The 15600-nt window shown below is 42.0% G+C and carries 16 protein-coding genes and 1 pseudogene; 6 read left to right on the forward strand and 11 right to left on the reverse strand.

What is annotated here, in order from left to right:
• The first annotated feature begins 120 nt into the window (after positions 1-120).
• The 4 genes from ACY8DX_RS14510 to ACY8DX_RS14525 all read left to right on the forward strand — a co-directional run bounded on the left by ACY8DX_RS14510 (position 121) and on the right by ACY8DX_RS14525 (position 3004).
• On the forward strand, positions 121-1014 hold the full coding sequence (locus tag ACY8DX_RS14510; RefSeq protein ID WP_049670302.1) for a LysR family transcriptional regulator: 894 nt from the start codon (positions 121-123) through the stop codon (positions 1012-1014).
• 65 nt (positions 1015-1079) lie between these two features.
• Positions 1080-1826, forward strand: a complete 747-nt coding sequence (locus ACY8DX_RS14515) for a fumarylacetoacetate hydrolase family protein (protein WP_053103720.1) — start codon at positions 1080-1082, stop codon at positions 1824-1826.
• The gene (locus ACY8DX_RS14520; protein WP_049670301.1) at positions 1826-2617 is read left to right on the forward strand and encodes a fumarylacetoacetate hydrolase family protein; all 792 of its coding nucleotides are present in this window, start codon (positions 1826-1828) and stop codon (positions 2615-2617) included. The genes ACY8DX_RS14515 and ACY8DX_RS14520 overlap by 1 nt, the downstream gene beginning before the upstream one ends.
• A 3-nt stretch (positions 2618-2620) precedes the next feature.
• Positions 2621-3004, forward strand: coding sequence for a 5-carboxymethyl-2-hydroxymuconate Delta-isomerase (locus ACY8DX_RS14525; RefSeq protein WP_049670300.1), 384 nt, complete (start codon positions 2621-2623; stop codon positions 3002-3004).
• An 80-nt stretch (positions 3005-3084) separates the two neighbouring features.
• Here the strand turns inward: ACY8DX_RS14525 and ACY8DX_RS14530 are convergent.
• The 8 genes and pseudogenes from ACY8DX_RS14530 to ACY8DX_RS14565 all read right to left on the reverse strand — a co-directional run bounded on the left by ACY8DX_RS14530 (position 3085) and on the right by ACY8DX_RS14565 (position 9567).
• Positions 3085-3592, reverse strand: a pseudogene (locus tag ACY8DX_RS14530) (NUDIX hydrolase).
• 604 nt (positions 3593-4196) lie between these two features.
• A complete protein-coding gene (locus ACY8DX_RS14535; protein WP_049670298.1) occupies positions 4197-4655 on the reverse strand; it encodes a flavin reductase family protein in 459 nt (152 codons plus the stop codon).
• Between the two features lie 37 nt (positions 4656-4692).
• Positions 4693-5676 carry a 3,4-dihydroxyphenylacetate 2,3-dioxygenase gene (hpaD, locus tag ACY8DX_RS14540; RefSeq protein WP_049670297.1) on the reverse strand — a complete coding sequence of 328 codons (984 nt, stop codon included), beginning with the start codon at positions 5674-5676 and terminating at the stop codon, positions 4693-4695.
• 27 nt (positions 5677-5703) lie between these two features.
• Positions 5704-7221 (reverse strand): 5-carboxymethyl-2-hydroxymuconate semialdehyde dehydrogenase, encoded by a 1518-nt coding sequence (gene hpaE, locus ACY8DX_RS14545; RefSeq protein WP_462405517.1) that lies wholly within the window; start codon positions 7219-7221, stop codon positions 5704-5706.
• A 23-nt stretch (positions 7222-7244) separates the two neighbouring features.
• The gene (hpaI, locus tag ACY8DX_RS14550; protein ID WP_049670295.1) at positions 7245-8159 is read right to left on the reverse strand and encodes a 2,4-dihydroxyhept-2-ene-1,7-dioic acid aldolase; all 915 of its coding nucleotides are present in this window, start codon (positions 8157-8159) and stop codon (positions 7245-7247) included.
• A 67-nt stretch (positions 8160-8226) separates the two neighbouring features.
• A complete protein-coding gene (locus ACY8DX_RS14555; RefSeq protein ID WP_231589487.1) occupies positions 8227-8883 on the reverse strand; it encodes a GntR family transcriptional regulator in 657 nt (218 codons plus the stop codon).
• Positions 8884-9090: 207 nt separating this feature from the next.
• Positions 9091-9234 carry a GNAT family N-acetyltransferase gene (locus ACY8DX_RS14560; RefSeq protein WP_462405518.1) on the reverse strand — a complete coding sequence of 48 codons (144 nt, stop codon included), beginning with the start codon at positions 9232-9234 and terminating at the stop codon, positions 9091-9093.
• 3 nt (positions 9235-9237) lie between these two features.
• The gene (locus ACY8DX_RS14565) at positions 9238-9567 is read right to left on the reverse strand and encodes a hypothetical protein (protein ID WP_331456700.1); all 330 of its coding nucleotides are present in this window, start codon (positions 9565-9567) and stop codon (positions 9238-9240) included.
• A gap of 873 nt (positions 9568-10440) precedes the next feature.
• Between ACY8DX_RS14565 and ACY8DX_RS14570 the strand changes: the two genes are divergently transcribed.
• Both ACY8DX_RS14570 and ACY8DX_RS14575 read left to right on the forward strand, forming a co-directional pair.
• Positions 10441-11853, forward strand: coding sequence for a glycosyltransferase family 2 protein (locus ACY8DX_RS14570; protein ID WP_049670292.1), 1413 nt, complete (start codon positions 10441-10443; stop codon positions 11851-11853).
• A gap of 12 nt (positions 11854-11865) precedes the next feature.
• The gene (locus tag ACY8DX_RS14575) at positions 11866-12780 is read left to right on the forward strand and encodes a polysaccharide deacetylase family protein (RefSeq protein WP_049670291.1); all 915 of its coding nucleotides are present in this window, start codon (positions 11866-11868) and stop codon (positions 12778-12780) included.
• Between the two features lie 54 nt (positions 12781-12834).
• Here ACY8DX_RS14575 and ACY8DX_RS14580 read toward each other — a convergent pair whose 3' ends face one another.
• The 3 genes from ACY8DX_RS14580 to ACY8DX_RS14590 form a co-directional block, all read right to left on the reverse strand.
• Positions 12835-13431: a hypothetical protein gene (locus tag ACY8DX_RS14580; RefSeq protein ID WP_049670290.1), complete on the reverse strand. Its 597-nt coding sequence runs from the start codon at positions 13429-13431 to the stop codon at positions 12835-12837.
• Between the two features lie 183 nt (positions 13432-13614).
• Entirely contained in the window at positions 13615-14067 is a 453-nt protein-coding gene (locus tag ACY8DX_RS14585) for a YrvL family regulatory protein (RefSeq protein ID WP_049670289.1), read from the reverse strand.
• A gap of 363 nt (positions 14068-14430) precedes the next feature.
• Complete coding sequence (locus ACY8DX_RS14590) at positions 14431-15414, reverse strand: ring-cleaving dioxygenase (protein WP_049670288.1); 984 nt, start codon at positions 15412-15414, stop codon at positions 14431-14433.
• Positions 15415-15600 lie beyond the last annotated feature (186 nt).

A 15600-nucleotide genomic window follows, 5' to 3' on the forward strand; every position in this document is an offset into this window, starting at 1 on the left:
TAAAGCGCTTACATTTTTCTCTTGAAAACATCGTATCATGTGGTAATCTATAGGAAAAATACAAAAAAGAAGCTTAATCTATCTAAAAAAAGTATAATCCAGCTAATTGGAGGTGAACGATTGGATATTCGTCAGCTTCGTTACTTTGCGGCAATCGCCGAGGAGGGACAAATCACTAGGGCAGCCAAAAAGCTGCATATGGCTCAGCCTCCTCTCAGCTATCAGCTAAAGACACTTGAAGAGGAGCTCGGACAAACCTTGTTTGAAAGAAACGGAAAAGCCATGGAATTAACCGAAGCAGGAAGATTATTGTACGAACGGACAAATGAATTATTTCGCTGGGTCGAAGAGACTACCCAAGATGTTCAGCAGGTTGGAAAAGGATTAAAGGGAAACTTGGCAATTGGAAGTGTAAAATCCAGCTTTTCTTATTTACCGGAAAGAATCAAACAGTTCAGAGATGAATACCCTGAAGTCATATTTCAGCTCTATGAGGGAGATTCATACAGGATAGCCGACTATTTACTGAATCGGGATATCGAAATCGGCATTGTACGTCTCCCGCTTGACCTCCATCAATTTCACACCATGCCTTTACCGACTGATCAATTTGTCTGTGTGCTTCCCAAAAGTATTAGCTGCAGCGATTCCTTGCATATGTCCGATTTGGCCGAGATGCCGATTATGCTGCTGCATCGAGTAAGGGGAGTCGGATTATACGAACTAGTTATAGATACATGCCGGGATAACGGACTTGAGCTAAATGTGATTTGTCATTGCCCAGATACTTCGATGCTTCTCACCTTGGTAAGAGCTGGCGTCGGCGCCGCTTTATTGCCTTTATCCGCCATACCTGCATCTTCGGAAGAATGGTGGATAGTCAAACATATCGAGGATTTGCACATCAATTCTGAATCCGCCGTCATCTGGCTTAAAAACCGCCGTCTTTCAAAGCAGGCTGAGCGGTTTTTGGACAGTCTGCCAACCTCCGGACCTAAAATACCAAATATTTGAATATTAAATGAATTTCATATATGATTTCATATATGATTATTAATTGATGAAAGGAAGGCGATGATTTGAGCAATCCAGTTTTCGACCGCTCCTCCATTTGCGCCCAGCTGCTCAGCGGGACTTCCCTAGCCTACTCAAATGCAGGGAATCCCATTATGGGAACTGTTTACGGGACATTATTAAATGTCAAGGATGCCTATCAAGAACTAGAATCTCATATGAAAAACAAGCCGTATCAAAAACCGCCAGAAGCTCCAATTCTATACATCAAACCAAGAAATACATACAATCAGCATAAAGGAATCATTTGGCTCCCAAAAGGAACTGAGCGTCTTCGAACAGGCCCTTCCCTTGGCATTGTCATTGGCAAAACAACCAAATCCATTGTAGAGGATGACGCGATGGACTATATTCAGGGCTACACAATTGTTAACGATATCAGCATCGAGCATGACAGCCTGTACCGGCCGCCCATTCGTTTTAATGCAAGAGATGGATTTTGCCCTATCGGCCCAGATGTAAAAAAAGCCAGCCTAGTAACAGACCCGCACAATCTTCGAATCGATGTATATATAAATGAACAACTCTCTCATACCAGCTATACGAGCGAACTGATCCGCTCTATTCCAGCTTTATTAACAGATGTAACCGAATTTATGACTCTATATCCCGGAGATATTCTTATGGTCGGAGTCTCCCATAACCCGCCCGTCATACATGATGGAGACCTGGTCAGAGTCACAATTGAACAGATTGGCAGCCTGGAAAATCAGGTGATGTCAGAAACACAAGCAGAACAGGAGGGGAAATGATGAAGGTTGCCCGTATTGCCTATAAAGGGTCCATTCATATCGTGACTGAAAAGGATGGAAAACTTGCCATGCCTGACGGGCAAATGCTCGAGGAGGATCAAGTCGTCTGGCTTCCGCCGGTGAATCCCGGCAGCACGGTGTTTGCTCTTGGGCTGAACTATGCCGATCATGCGAAAGAGCTCGATTTCTCTCCCCCAAAGGATCCCCTTATCTTCCTGAAGGGACCAAATACCTTCATCGGCCATAGAGGAGAAACGAAACGCCCCATAACGGCTAAGTATATGCATTATGAATGTGAGCTTGCCATTGTCATCGGCAGGAGAGCCCGCCATGTCAGCCGCAAGAATGCACATGATTATATAGCTGGCTATACGATTGCCAATGATTATGCTATCCGGGATTATCTCGAAAACTATTACCGGCCTAACCTGCGCGTCAAAAACAGGGACACCTGTACACCTCTCGGACCGTGGCTTGTGGATGCATCCGATATCGAGGACCCATGCAATCTTACACTGCGAACGTATATTAACGGGAATCAGACACAAGAAGGTCATACACGAAACATGATTTTCACACCCGATTATCTAATTGAATACTTAAGCAGTTTTATGACCTTGAATCCAGGGGACATTATATTGACAGGAACACCAGAAGGTCTGGAAAATACGGCAATTGGGGATGAAGTCATGACAGAAATTGAAGGCATCGGCCGACTTAAGAGTACAATCATCGCTGATCAGCCATTAACGGAAGAACAGCCGCTCTCCTCCAGTATGAGGAGGTCCTGATAAATGCCCCACTTAACCATCGAATACACAGATAATCTAGCCAATCAACTTCAAGTGAAAGAACTGCTAAAGAAATCTGGTCAAGTTCTCTACTCCTTCCAAGATGTCTACCCAATTGGAGGAATACGGGTAAGGGCTATTCAATTAACCGATTATTGGATTGCAGATGGCACAGAAGATGATGCCTTTGTTCATATGACATTAAAAATTGGCGCAGGCAGGACAGATAAAGAAAAGAAGGATACATGCGATAAGCTCTTTCAGATGCTCGAGGATCATCTGCAGGATTTGTATCAATCACGCTATCTCGCTCTTTCATTGGAGTTATATGAATTTAGTGAACTAGGCACCTATAAGAAGAATAATATTCATAAACGGTTTAGGTGATGTAAACAAGAGCCTTATTATACATCGCATGCAATAAGGCTCTTCCATTTATATTAAGTAGACCATCCCATAAGATACGATTATTTCTGAGAGAGATTATTAACCCATTGTTCCTTCCATTGAAAATAGGATTCATTATTGTCGTTATGTAAAAATAACTCTTTCGGATAAGGCAAAGCTAGTTCCGGCATATTTTGAGGATGAAAATATTGAAGGTCAGCCGTTTCTTGATCCATTGGATTTAGTTTACCGCCTTGAATAACACAATCAAACAAAAAAAGAGAATATTCTACTTGATGCCCATTTGGGTATTGATAACGATATTCCTCCCCGCCAAATACCCCCAATAACTTTCGTGGCGCAGGCAGATAATCCTGTCTCTTCCCATACTTCACGAACCATCGCTCCTGCAGGTGCTTCTCCAGGTTCAATCGCACCAGCAGGAAGACTCCATTTCTCACCATTTCCTTTGTTCTGTAACAAAATTTCTCCCAATTCATTTCGAACAACCCCTGCTACGCTTGGGATGAATAATAAATCATTCCCTACTTTATCTCGAAGTTTTTGATAATAATCTGACATCCCCATTTTTTGCCTCCTTAGGTTTTATTTATACTCTCAAATACTCTTGATAACGAACCAGTCGTTCTTCACCTAATCTGATACTTTAGTGCAAGACAAAAAGCTTATGAATTTGACTATTTGGTTTCCTTTTGAATTTAGGGGAGATTAATCCCTCGTGAAGTCCCTGTTATTCACCCTATTGTCCATGTAAATCGTCACCATATTGTCGATGTCCCTCGACATAGTTTTAGACATTTTAGAAGAGATGAGTTTATTGAACATGGATTTCCTACTCGACGTTCTTGGTAAATCTTCATAAGATTTAACAATTTATATTGGAGGGTGGATCTTTTTCCGGAACCACCCTTTTTAGTAGAGTATGTTCTTGTATGCAGGGGAAAGGAATAGAATTGTAAATATATTCAACTAATCTTTTCTACCATTTAGTATAGTAGGATTTTTTAACAATTATATTATCACTGGACAAAAAGGCATATCCGTTTAGGATTATGCCTTTTTTGTTTTCTTCAAATAAATTCCATCTCGAGATTTCAAATCTATTTCATCCAGAAGATCTCTATAGAAACTAAGATTAAAAGAATCATACAATCACCACAAACTGCCGCCGTTAACTCAGCCCGCCGTACTTCCCGCCAAAGAATAACAGCGGCTTTCCTTCGTTCAGCAGCAGTTCCTTCACTTCACCAATAAACAAGGTATGATCACCAGCAATCTGTTCACTGTATACGTCACAAAATATACTGGCAATGGCTCCCTTGATCAAAGGCCGTTCATCAACCCAATCAAATTCTACATTCTGTTTTTCTTCTGACTGTCCTGCAAAAAGGCGTGAGATGGATTCCTGCTCCTCCGACAGAATATTAATGACGAAGCTTTGCGATTGCTGAATCTTTTGCAGCATCCTTGCCTTTTCACCGATTGAAATCATGACGAGCTTTGGATTTAGGGAAACAGACATAAAGGCATTGGCTGTCATACCGTGAACCATCCCATCTGCCTTTGTTGTCAGAACGGTCACTCCTGTGGCGAATTTTCCCATCGCTGAACGAAACAAACGATCCTCCATTTATCCTCCCTCATTTCTAACAGATTCCACATGTCTTCTATATGATGAATTCAGGCTTCTTTTTCTTCAGCAGGGGCTCTTTCATTCTGCAGACTTCTCCTGTATGAACATCCAGCACCTCCGAGGCTTCGTCAAACCAGCAGTCTGGCGCTTTCGCTCCCCAAAATGTCTGTCTCCTCGGGTCATCTAACTGCCAATGCAGAGGGCCGACATCTGGATCACAGGTCAGATAATCTCCGTTATAGAGCTCAATACGATGGCCGTCCGGGTCTCTTAAATATAAGAAGAAGGCATTGGATAAACCATGTCGCCCAGGTCCCCGTTCAATCGAATGAGCAAACCCTAGAGCAGCGAGCACATCACAAGTATGAATAAGCGCTAAGGGGTCTGGAAGCCAGAAACCGATATGATGGAGCCTTGGACCAACCCCGTTCATGAAGGCATGGTCATGCACACCATGCTTTCGGTGCAGCCAGCATGCCCAGAGTTTTCCGTCTTCATCAATCGTATCCTCTGAGCAGGAGAATCCAAGCTCCTGAGAATAGAAGTCATGTGCTTTTTGAACATCCGGTACTGCACAGTTCACATGGTCGATTCTTTGCACTCTGGAGCCCTTGTAAAGGTCATATCTTTGCAACAACCGCTCCACCTGGTTCATTTCATGAAAGAATTCTACCGGAAGCCCGGATATATCCTGGGTGCGTAAAGCTCTGCCCATAGCATGCTGGCTTCCTTTATCCATCCATTTTGTCTTTAATCCCTTAGCGGTAAATAGATTCTCCAGCGCATCCAAGTCTTTGTCATTTGATACTTTATAGCTTATCGCCTCAACACTTGGTGCTTCAGCCTTTTGAAGGACCAGACTGTGATGATGAATTTCCTCCAGTCCGCGTAAATAAATATGCGTATCTGTACTTTCTGTCTCAATGAACCCTAAAGTATCGATATAAAATTCCCTGGAACGATTCAGATCAGTGACATTCAATATCGTTCTCGCAACACGAATAATATTAAAGTCCATAAACTCCTCCCTTTCCGAGTGGTATCCTTACTGAATTTCTGTTGCGGTAATCTGCTGCTTCTTTTTCACCCCAAATTTTGGAATGAACTGTTCGCCAATCGCCACATGAACAACCTGTGTTTCAGTATAAAATTCGAAGCTGTAATGGCCGCCCTCCCGGCCAACGCCGCTGTTTTTAGATCCGCCGAATGGAATACGCAAATCTCGTACATTTTGAGAATTAAGCCATACCATACCGCTGTCCACCTTCTGAGCCAGTCGGTGACCCCTTTTGATATCACCGGTCCATACATAAGCTGCCAAACCATACTTTGTATCATTCGCCATCTCAAGCGCCTGTTCCTCTGACTTGAATGGAATGACCGCCATAACCGGTCCAAAGATTTCCTCTTGTGCGACAGTCATATCATTCCGGCAATTCAAGAGGAGTGTTGGTGCCACGAAATTCCCCTCTCTTAATTCAGGCGGAATTGTTCCGCTAACGATTTCCGCTCCCTCCTCTTCAGCCAGCTGAATATACCGCTTCACATTTTCGTAATGCTCCCTATGAATCAGCGGACCGACTTCACTAGCGGGATTCATCGGATCCCCGATGATGATATTATTCACACGTTCTTTCAGAGATTGAACAAATTCCTCATAAATCCCCTCTTGGATAAATAAACGGGAATTTGCTGTGCAGCGTTCCCCATTAAAAGAAAAGATGCCCCATACGACTGCATCAAGCGCCTTCTCTACATCCGCATCATCAAAGATAATGGCAGGAGACTTGCCTCCTAATTCCATCGAAACACGCTTTAGTGTCGCTGCTCCGTTGCGAATGATTTCTGAGCCGGTTTTTGTTTCTCCCGTAAAGGAAATTAATTGAACGTCCGGATGGGCCACTAAGGCAGCTCCGGCCGTTTCCCCAAATCCATGTACAATATTAAAGACCCCTTTTGGAAGACCTGCCTGGTCAATGATTTCAGCCAGCTTGTTTGCCGTCAAAGGCGACCATTCCGCAGGCTTCAGCACGACCGTATTCCCTGTCGCAAGTGCAGGTGCCACCTTCCATGTCTCCAGCATAAAGGGAGCGTTCCATGGCGTAATCAGCCCGGCTACCCCAACAGGCTTGTGAATCGTGTAATTGATGTATTCCTCATCTACCTGGTACGCTTCCCCGACAAGGCGGCTATTGACCATCTCCGCATAAAAGCGGAAATTCTCCGCTGCTCTCGCTGCCTGCTTCTTTGTTTGGCTGATTGGCAAACCCGTATCTAATGACTCTAAATAAGAGATCTCCTCTGCTTCCTGTTCAATCAAATCTGCAATTTTTTTGATATAACCCAATCGTTCCTTTACGGATAACGCTCGCCATGGCCCATGGTCGAATGCTTGTCTTGCCGCTCCAACCGCTAAATCAATATCCTCTTTTTCTCCCTCGGCAACCTGATTGATTTCTGTATTTGTAAAAGGACTGATATTACTGAACCGGTTGTTTGAAATCGCTTCCAAAAATTCGCCGTTTATATACTGCTTTACATTCCGAACGACATAGGCTGTCATCGAACTCCTCCTGTCCATAAAGATTATTGGTTAACGCCTTCTAAATATCCATATGTTTGCAAAGTTTGCTTAATCTCATCGTGAAGCTTACCTGAAGGGGGTTCCATCGGCGGTCTCATCGCCGGATGAATCTTGCCAATCATGCCCATGGCAGCCTTCAATGGTCCTGGGTTCGTTTCCTTAAAAAGTACATCATTCAGCGGCATCAGCTTATAATGCAGGTCAAGCGCTTTATCGACATCGCCTGCTTTCCAATAGTTATACAGGTCGGCAACCTCCTTCGGCGCGACACATGCCGTTGCGCTGATATGACCAGCTCCCCCAATCGCAAGCATTGGGTAACAAAGAAGTTCAATACCGGAATATAGGAGGAAATCCCTCCCGCAATGAAGCAAGACGCGATTCACATGCTCGAAATCCTTATTGGATTCCTTCACACCAATAATATTCGGACAATCCTCCACCAGTCTCGCCAATGTCTTAACCTCAAGGTTCACAGCGGTTCGTCCCGGAATATTGTAAACAATGATTGGGATATCAACGGAATTAGCAACTGTCTTGAAATGATTGTATAATGCTTGCTGATTAGGCTTGTTATAGTACGGAACAATTACCAGCGCTGCATCCGCTCCCATCTCCTGAGCGCGCTTGGTTAAATGCAAAGTCTCCCGCTGATTGGCTGAGCCGGTACCCGGCATAACAGGCACCCGTTTGCCGGCTGCTTTGATGGCCGTTTCCATGACCATTTCTCTTTCTTCTATGGACAATGAGCTTGGTTCACCTGTAGTCCCGCAAACCGAAACGCCGTGAGATCCACTTTCAATATGCCAGTCAATCAACTTTCTCAAAGCTTCCGTGTCCACATCCAGTTCTTCATTAAATGGCGTAATAATCGGGGCTATTGACCCTCTCAATCTACTCTTAACATCCTCAAACATCTAACCGCTCCTTTTCAGTATATTCAGAAATTTACGGGTGATAGGCATGCATCTGCCCATCCTTCGCCTATAAAATTTGCTGGCTGCTATCTCCTTTTCGATGGAGGAAAGCATCAATCGTATTCTTGCGATGCTTCCTGATAATAGATTCAACTTGTTCCATAGGGGCTCTTTCCTTCAAACATTGAATTAGCTCTGAATGCTCTTGAATGGATTGGTACGCTCTTTTGGGAACCATTGAGAAAATAGATTTACGTACTCGATCCATCCGGTCCTGTGTCTCTTCAATTTTCTCAACCAACACGGGGTTGCCGCATTTTTGAATAATGCTGGCATGGAAGGAACGATTTAGTTCTCCAAATAACTCAAACTCATATTCACCGACAGCCTTTTCCATGTCATTGTTTAATTGAATCAGCTTTTCAATGTCCTCGTCAGTTAAAAGCTGGGCGCTGAGTGCTGTAGCATAGCCCTCTAAAACACTTAGAACATTAAGGGTATCGATATACTCTTTTTCATCTATGCTTGTTACAACAGCCCCGCTGTATGGCTTGTAGGTAATGAGCCCCTCTGACTCCAATTGTCTAATGGCCTCCCTAACTGGAATAATGCTCACCCTCAGCTCTTTTGCCACTTGATCAATCACAATCCGCTGCCCAGAACCAAAGGTACCGTCCAAGATGCGTGCACGTAAATGCGTATACACAAATTCCTTTTTGCTCATTGATTTTACATTCCTTTCCATACGGATATCATATATGAAATCATATATGATTTCAATTTAATTTTTAATCTTCAGAATATTTTAGGTCTAACTGCTTATTGCTAAAGCTTATCCTGCATTTCATAACTCCCGCATCATTCAGCATTCATACAGAAAAAGCATCCCTCTATCCAAAAGGATAGAGGGATGCTTTTTGGTTAACGCTTATTAATTGGAGAATGGATAACTCATGACAATCAATTCTCCTTTAGGTCCCATCCGTCTCTCCCATGAGTCCACGAAACCGCATTTCCTATATAAGCTTTGTGCAGCCGTATTCTTCACATTTACGGCAAGGATGATTTCTGTCATGTCTTAGAAATGAAATTGAATGAACGCTGGCAGCAGACTCAAAGCCTTTTTGGCATATCCCCTTCCTAGGTAGCGGTGATCTGTCGAGAATGCCCGGATTAGGATCGCCTGCTTATTTGTTGTGTAAGTGCTAGTTCCCTCTCCGTGATGAAGGACGAAGAAGGTGACAAGTTGATCTTCCTCAATTGCCAATACTGGTAAACGGTGAGCATCACCTTTAGAGAGCTCAATGCATTCAGAAGGCATAGCCGTATAGCGCAGTTGGTCATCCTGCAATTGGTATTGTTTGGTTTTTGCTTGATAGCAATCCTTGTAAAAGTGAAGCTCCATCATCCCATCCCATCCCCTCAAAAGAACATTTGTTCTAATTATACCAATATATTCAAGATGGGTGCAATCTAATAATCATCTATCTTCTTTCTGGGATTTCTAATAGTTCATTGACTTGATTGATATAAACGGCTATCGCAAAAAACACTATCCAGCAAACCTAAGAAACGAAAAAGGATCTCAGAGACATATCATTCCTCGCCGATCTTATGTAAAGTCCTATAAGACATCTTTGCCTCGTTCCTAGCAGAATGAAGGGAATATACCGTCTCATTTCCTCCAGATAGAGCAAACCGTTTTGTCCTATCGCCTGTTTTTACGAGAAAAAAAATCATACATTTCACTAAGCCATAGTCTTCTGCAAACCAAGCCATTCCTACTGTATACCAGTAAAGAGGGTGAATCAAATATAACTCCTGTATGCGGGCTTGTTCTTCATCTGACAAAGGTGGAAAAATTCAGCCTATGTGCGCCGTTGTTATATGTCAGTTTTTGTAAACCAATTAACACCCTATACAATCAATCAAAAGTACTACTATAACAAATTAGTATGAAAAGAAAGTAATAACATCATCCTCAAATTAATTTAGAGTAGTTTTCCCATTCGATTTGCATATCATTAGACCCATTCCACTCTAACCAAATCTAACAATAACCAATCATCCATGCATGCCTGCAACCATTTTTTAAGGGTCTAAAAACCTATTTTATACCATTTTTCATTAAGTTTCGAATATTCTCTTCCATTCCTCCTGTATCTTTAGCCACATTGACGGTAATTAACCTGACTCTATATTATTAATTTTGTAACCATTATTTAATATTGTAAAAAGTTTGTAAGTTTTACACACATTTTGAAACAAAAGGGGACTCATTATGGAAATGCATATTGGATTGATCATTACGTTAATCATGTATATCATCTTCTTTACTTTTCAGTCACTATACATTTTCATACCGCTTCTAACGGTAAAAGGCCCACGCTTCTCTGGCAAAGAGAATACCTTTGAACAAGGGATATCTGTCTTAATACCTGCCTACAATGAAGAATCGGTCCTGAAAAATTGTATACAAGCCATGCTCCATGTCGATTACCAAAAGTATGAAGCGTTCATTATTAATGACGGGTCATCTGACAACTCCATGAAACTCTTGAACTCTCTCCTTCAGCTGAAGGAATGCAAGAGAAATAAAGCTAATGTGCTGGAGCATAAAGCGATACGGGGAGTCTATCAATCTAAACTCTACCCAACCATTTTTGTTATTGATAAGGAAAATGGCGGAAAGGCTGATTCCCTCAATGCAGGGATTGAATATGCCTCCTTTGAGAATATTATTACGCTTGATGCTGACAGCTCATTAGATGTCCGTTCACTAAGCATCATTAATGAAGCTTTCACTGATAAAGATGTAGTAGCTGCCGGCGGTATGGTTCATATCGGACAGGCTTTTCACGGAGATTACACAAATCCTAAGCCACGGTTTTCGATTAATCATTTAATGAAGTTTCAATTTATGCAATATTTAGCCAATTTCTATTTGTATAAGATCACACAGACAAGGTTTAATGCGTTAGCCATCATTTCAGGCGCATTTGGGGTATTTAAACGGAGCATGCTTTTCGAAGTGAAGGGGTACCGTATCACGGTCGGCGAGGATATGGACATCACGATGAGGATTCAACGTTTGATCAAGACCAAATATCCTGATAAGAAAATCATCTTCATTCCAGAAGCCGTTTGCTATACAGAAGGACCGGAAACCTTCCGGGATTTGTTTAAGCAAAGAATCCGCTGGCAGAAGGCCTTTATTGACTGCATTATGATTTATGGCACATCACTCTTCAGGAAATTTGGATTTGGCGTTTCTGTCTTTCTATTAGTGGATGCATTGATGCTCGGTACATTGACCGCTTTCCCGACGTTAATTATTCCATTCATGATTCTTTTATCCGGTTCAGGCGCTGTCCTTGCACTCATGCTCTTTCTCTTTTCCTTCAGCCTTGGTGTTTTCCAAAGTGTCGTGAGCTTAATCATCACCCACCGCCTTGGCCATGCCTTCACGGTACGCGACCGGCTCCGGCTTTGCTATTTCGTCCCATTAGAGATTGTCAGTTATCGTTTTCTCGGCGTTATTTTTAATACCTTTGGAACAGTCGCCTATTTCATCAATAAGAACAGCTGGAATAAGGTTCAACGCGTTGGGAAACAGCACCAAACGTACAGCGAAGAATTGACTGGTTCAGAGAATGTCATTCCTATTCTGCAGAAAAGCAAAAAAACGAGCTAGAGGTAGATGAATATGAAGAGAAAGTTTAATACAACGTTTATACTTGTCTTTGTTGTCCATTTTGCAGTACTAAGTGTTCTATTCGCCCAAAACTTTGAAGCAATTGCCTATGGCAAGCTGCAATTTGTTTCAGATAAGCCGCTTGAATTGGATCGTAAAAATGAAATTCGGACTTTTGATGACACCAAAAAGAAGAAAGCGAAACAGGTTCCAGTTCTGATGTATCATCGTATTATTAAATCAGATGACCTCCAAACGAACCACTATAATGAAGAGGGAGAACTATACGGTACGATTGTGACAAAGGAACAATTTAATGAACAAATGCGCTTTTTACATAAGAAGGGCTATACAACATTAACCTTAGCTGAGTTTCAGGCTTATATGAATGAGGATTTGGATGTACCTGAAAAAAGTGTGCTTATCACCTTTGATGATGGGTTCAAGGATAATTACATCAATGCATATCCCATCCTGAAAAAATATGATCAGCGCGCATCTATTTTCTTAATTGCTGGAAATATCGACCGAGATCCAAGAGATTATGACCCGGCAGATGCCCAATTCTTAAGTGTTGAGGATATTGAGGCTAGTACAGATATCTTCGATTATGAAAGCCATACGTACAAATTCCATGAACGAGATGAAAGCGGAGCTGCTTTCTTAACATCTAAGCCGAGGGAGGATGTCCTTGAGGATATTGAGATTGGCATGGAGCTTGTCGGCTCCAAGACAGCCTTCGCCTACCCGTTTGGTGAGTATGATGGTGAGACCATCAAAATCTTAGAAGAGCTAGGGATGGAAATGGCCTTTACGATTAAAGATGGAATGGCTAAACCAGGAGGCAACCTTCTCGAGATTCCAAGAAGGGGAATCTACCCGGGGACAACGATGGAGATTTTCGAACTTCTCCTTACCTATGAATAAGCAAAGGACCGAAAGAGGATACGCCTTCTTTCGGTCCTTTCTTTATGTAGATATTCATGATGAGCTTCCAGTGAGTCTCACCTTTTGCTCATTATTCGTCTGTTCAATTATTAAGACATTTTCGAGTAAGTGATCAATGAACGGGGGATAGAAATCGGCTGTTTCCTCAAGGCTTGCGTACAGGACATTTGCTTTTCTAGCAGCCTTCTTCAAAAAGGCCATATAGGATTTCACAAGAATCAGCTTCTTCCTTTTCAAATCAAACTCAGCAAGTTGAATATGATAGCTTCCTTGCCCCTTAGCTTTCTCCTCATACAGTTCCTTAAGCTCCACCTCAAGCGTTCGGATGGCGTAATATTCAGAGAGCAGCTGCGGAGATACAGATGCCTCATGGTCTTGTATCTTATCAAGGATCCTTTCAGCTAAGGAACAAGCATCCATTACTTTTACTGATTCCTTTTTTCGATGCTCTTTAATCAAATATAATTCTCTTTCAAAAAATCCGTAGGTTTGTTTAATTCTCATCGCTTGAGGAAGAATGGTTGAACTCAATTGAGAGAACACTAGCCTATTTTCCTGCTTTTTCTTTTGGGACCATACACCCTCTGCAGCAGACAGAATTGAGCTTAATAGTTGGGAAGCTTTCTTCATGCCCATCCTCCTTCATTATCAGCCATATACTATTTTCTTTTCTATCGACACATTAAACTCTCATTAAACCTAGTATAGCGATAAGGTGACTTTTATCCTACAAAAAGAGCATTTAGACCTACCTATCCTAACACGGAATTCTGGACAAAAAAAGGAATGAAGAGCCCAATGACTCCTTATTCCTCAATTCTTCTCTCGTTTCGGCCTCTCTTCAAATACAAGCTCGATTAAATAAGAGATAACCCCTAATAACAATTCCGTTCTTACAGGGATGGTTATCCCTAATATACATTCATCTGCAATATAAAATGACAGGGCGGAGAATGCTACCATCATGATTGATCGTATAATGAACCGTTTAGAGGATTGAAATCCTCTGCTCACGAAACCTGTTACCAGTTTAGAGAGCGGCTCTATAAAGAAATCAATCAAGAGCAGCAGCAACGTAAAATAAACAAGGGCCTTCACCGACTCGTATGTAACGCCAAGCAGACTGAAAAAGCCTGCGATCCCAAAGAAAAAGATGCCAAAGACGAGCAAAATCGCCAAAAGGACTAAAATGACGACCATGCCGAGCGCAAGCAAACTCCCAAACCACCCCATGTCCTTGAAATCATCATCATGATTGTCCTTCAATGGTCCCCGACCTTTCTAGTATGTATTTTCATCAAAGGATTGCTATCCGATAAAATGAATGATACTATATACTAAGCATACAAGAACACATTGAAATAGTACCATTTTCAAGATATATTCTTCCTAATAATCATGATTTCCACCCTTTTATTGATTGCTTCACCCAGATACATAAAATAAAAGGAGGTTATTTTATGGAAGAATTGTACGAGCCGTATATTAGAAAGTATGATTTCTTTATCTATGAGGATGAACTGTTTCACAATGTAGATTTAGATTTTGAAGAATATGTGAAAGAAGATTAATAAACAAAGGATTGGTCCAATCTATGGCACCAATCCTTTCTTATTTTATGCGGATCGTTTATTCATATTCCTTCTCAAACATTTGGTTGCTCCTGACAGTGTCAATTGGCCGTACCACCGATTCAATATATTCACGCTTTGGCTCAAGGAATGGCGGCAAAGATAATTTTTCTCCCAAAGTCTCATATGGTTCATCCCCCATAAATCCCGGTCCGTCAGTCGCAAGCTCAAATAGAATCTGCGGAGCCACTCTCGTATAAAGTGATTCAAAGAAATGGCGATCAACATAGCCGGAAGACGGCAGACGGAATTGCTTCATCCGTTCAATCCATTCATTCAATGCCTCTGTATCCTCGACTCTGAAGGCCGCATGATGTACCGTTCCATAGCCCTGCTGCGCATATGGCAAGGATGTGTTCTTCTCCACGATAACCTGTGCTCCATTTCCGCCTTCACCCATCTCAAATAAATGGATATCCCCATCATGGTCGATTTCAGTGAAATGATAGACCTTCTCTAATACTTCCTTGAAGTAATCAAATTCAGCAATTCGAATATGAACCGGTCCAAGCCCTGTAATGGCATATTCGAGCGGAATGGGCCCGTTTTGCCATGGGATGCCGCTTGGCACACCTTCATTCTGCTCATCAGAAATCAATTGGTACTGCTGATCATCAAAATCTGCAAAAGACAGCGTCTTCTTCCCAAATTGCTCCTTGATGCCTGTATGTTCAATCCTTAAGCGGTTAAATCTCTTGACCCAATAGTCCAGCGCCTCATCTGTCGGCACCCGAAAGGCTGTTCGATAAATCTCATTTGTTCCATGGGAACCTTTAGGAATCCCCGGAAAATCAAAGAATGTCATATCTGTCCCTGCATTGCCCTTGTCATCGGCAAAGAATAAATGATAGGTTTGTATATCGTCCTGATTGACTGTTTTCTTAATCAGCCTCATCCCAAGCACATGCGTAAAGAATTGATAATTTTTCTCTGCACTGCTTGTGATGGCTGTGACATGATGAAGTCCTTTTATTTTGTTCATAAATCATCCACCCCCATATTGATACTTTTAATTTATCTCGAATTCGAGATAATGTCAATTTATTCGCTTTTTGAATTTTTCTTAATCCACATCACCTTTCATATAAAAAACAACTACCTTTTGATTTTTACTTCAACATCTTGATCCCACTGCCTTCACGTTTATAAATAATAAAAAGCTGACCCG

This window comes from Gracilibacillus sp. Marseille-QA3620 (assembly GCF_054950035.1).

Excerpts from the sequence above, each read along its gene's own strand:
- ACY8DX_RS14565 (WP_331456700.1), bottom strand. The coding sequence starts at position 9,567 with ATGATGGAGCTTCACTTTTACAAGGATTGCTATCAAGCAAAAACCAAA.
- ACY8DX_RS14575 (WP_049670291.1), top strand. The coding sequence starts at position 11,866 with ATGAAGAGAAAGTTTAATACAACGTTTATACTTGTCTTTGTTGTCCAT.
- ACY8DX_RS14560 (WP_462405518.1), bottom strand. The coding sequence starts at position 9,234 with ATGACAGAAATCATCCTTGCCGTAAATGTGAAGAATACGGCTGCACAA.
- ACY8DX_RS14535 (WP_049670298.1), bottom strand. The coding sequence starts at position 4,655 with ATGGAGGATCGTTTGTTTCGTTCAGCGATGGGAAAATTCGCCACAGGA.
- ACY8DX_RS14570 (WP_049670292.1), top strand. The coding sequence starts at position 10,441 with ATGGAAATGCATATTGGATTGATCATTACGTTAATCATGTATATCATC.
- hpaE (WP_462405517.1), bottom strand. The coding sequence starts at position 7,221 with ATGACAGCCTATGTCGTTCGGAATGTAAAGCAGTATATAAACGGCGAA.
- hpaD (WP_049670297.1), bottom strand. The coding sequence starts at position 5,676 with ATGGACTTTAATATTATTCGTGTTGCGAGAACGATATTGAATGTCACT.
- ACY8DX_RS14525 (WP_049670300.1), top strand. The coding sequence starts at position 2,621 with ATGCCCCACTTAACCATCGAATACACAGATAATCTAGCCAATCAACTT.
- ACY8DX_RS14520 (WP_049670301.1), top strand. The coding sequence starts at position 1,826 with ATGAAGGTTGCCCGTATTGCCTATAAAGGGTCCATTCATATCGTGACT.
- ACY8DX_RS14590 (WP_049670288.1), bottom strand. The coding sequence starts at position 15,414 with ATGAACAAAATAAAAGGACTTCATCATGTCACAGCCATCACAAGCAGT.
- ACY8DX_RS14555 (WP_231589487.1), bottom strand. The coding sequence starts at position 8,883 with ATGAGCAAAAAGGAATTTGTGTATACGCATTTACGTGCACGCATCTTG.
- ACY8DX_RS14580 (WP_049670290.1), bottom strand. The coding sequence starts at position 13,431 with ATGAAGAAAGCTTCCCAACTATTAAGCTCAATTCTGTCTGCTGCAGAG.
- hpaI (WP_049670295.1), bottom strand. The coding sequence starts at position 8,159 with ATGTTTGAGGATGTTAAGAGTAGATTGAGAGGGTCAATAGCCCCGATT.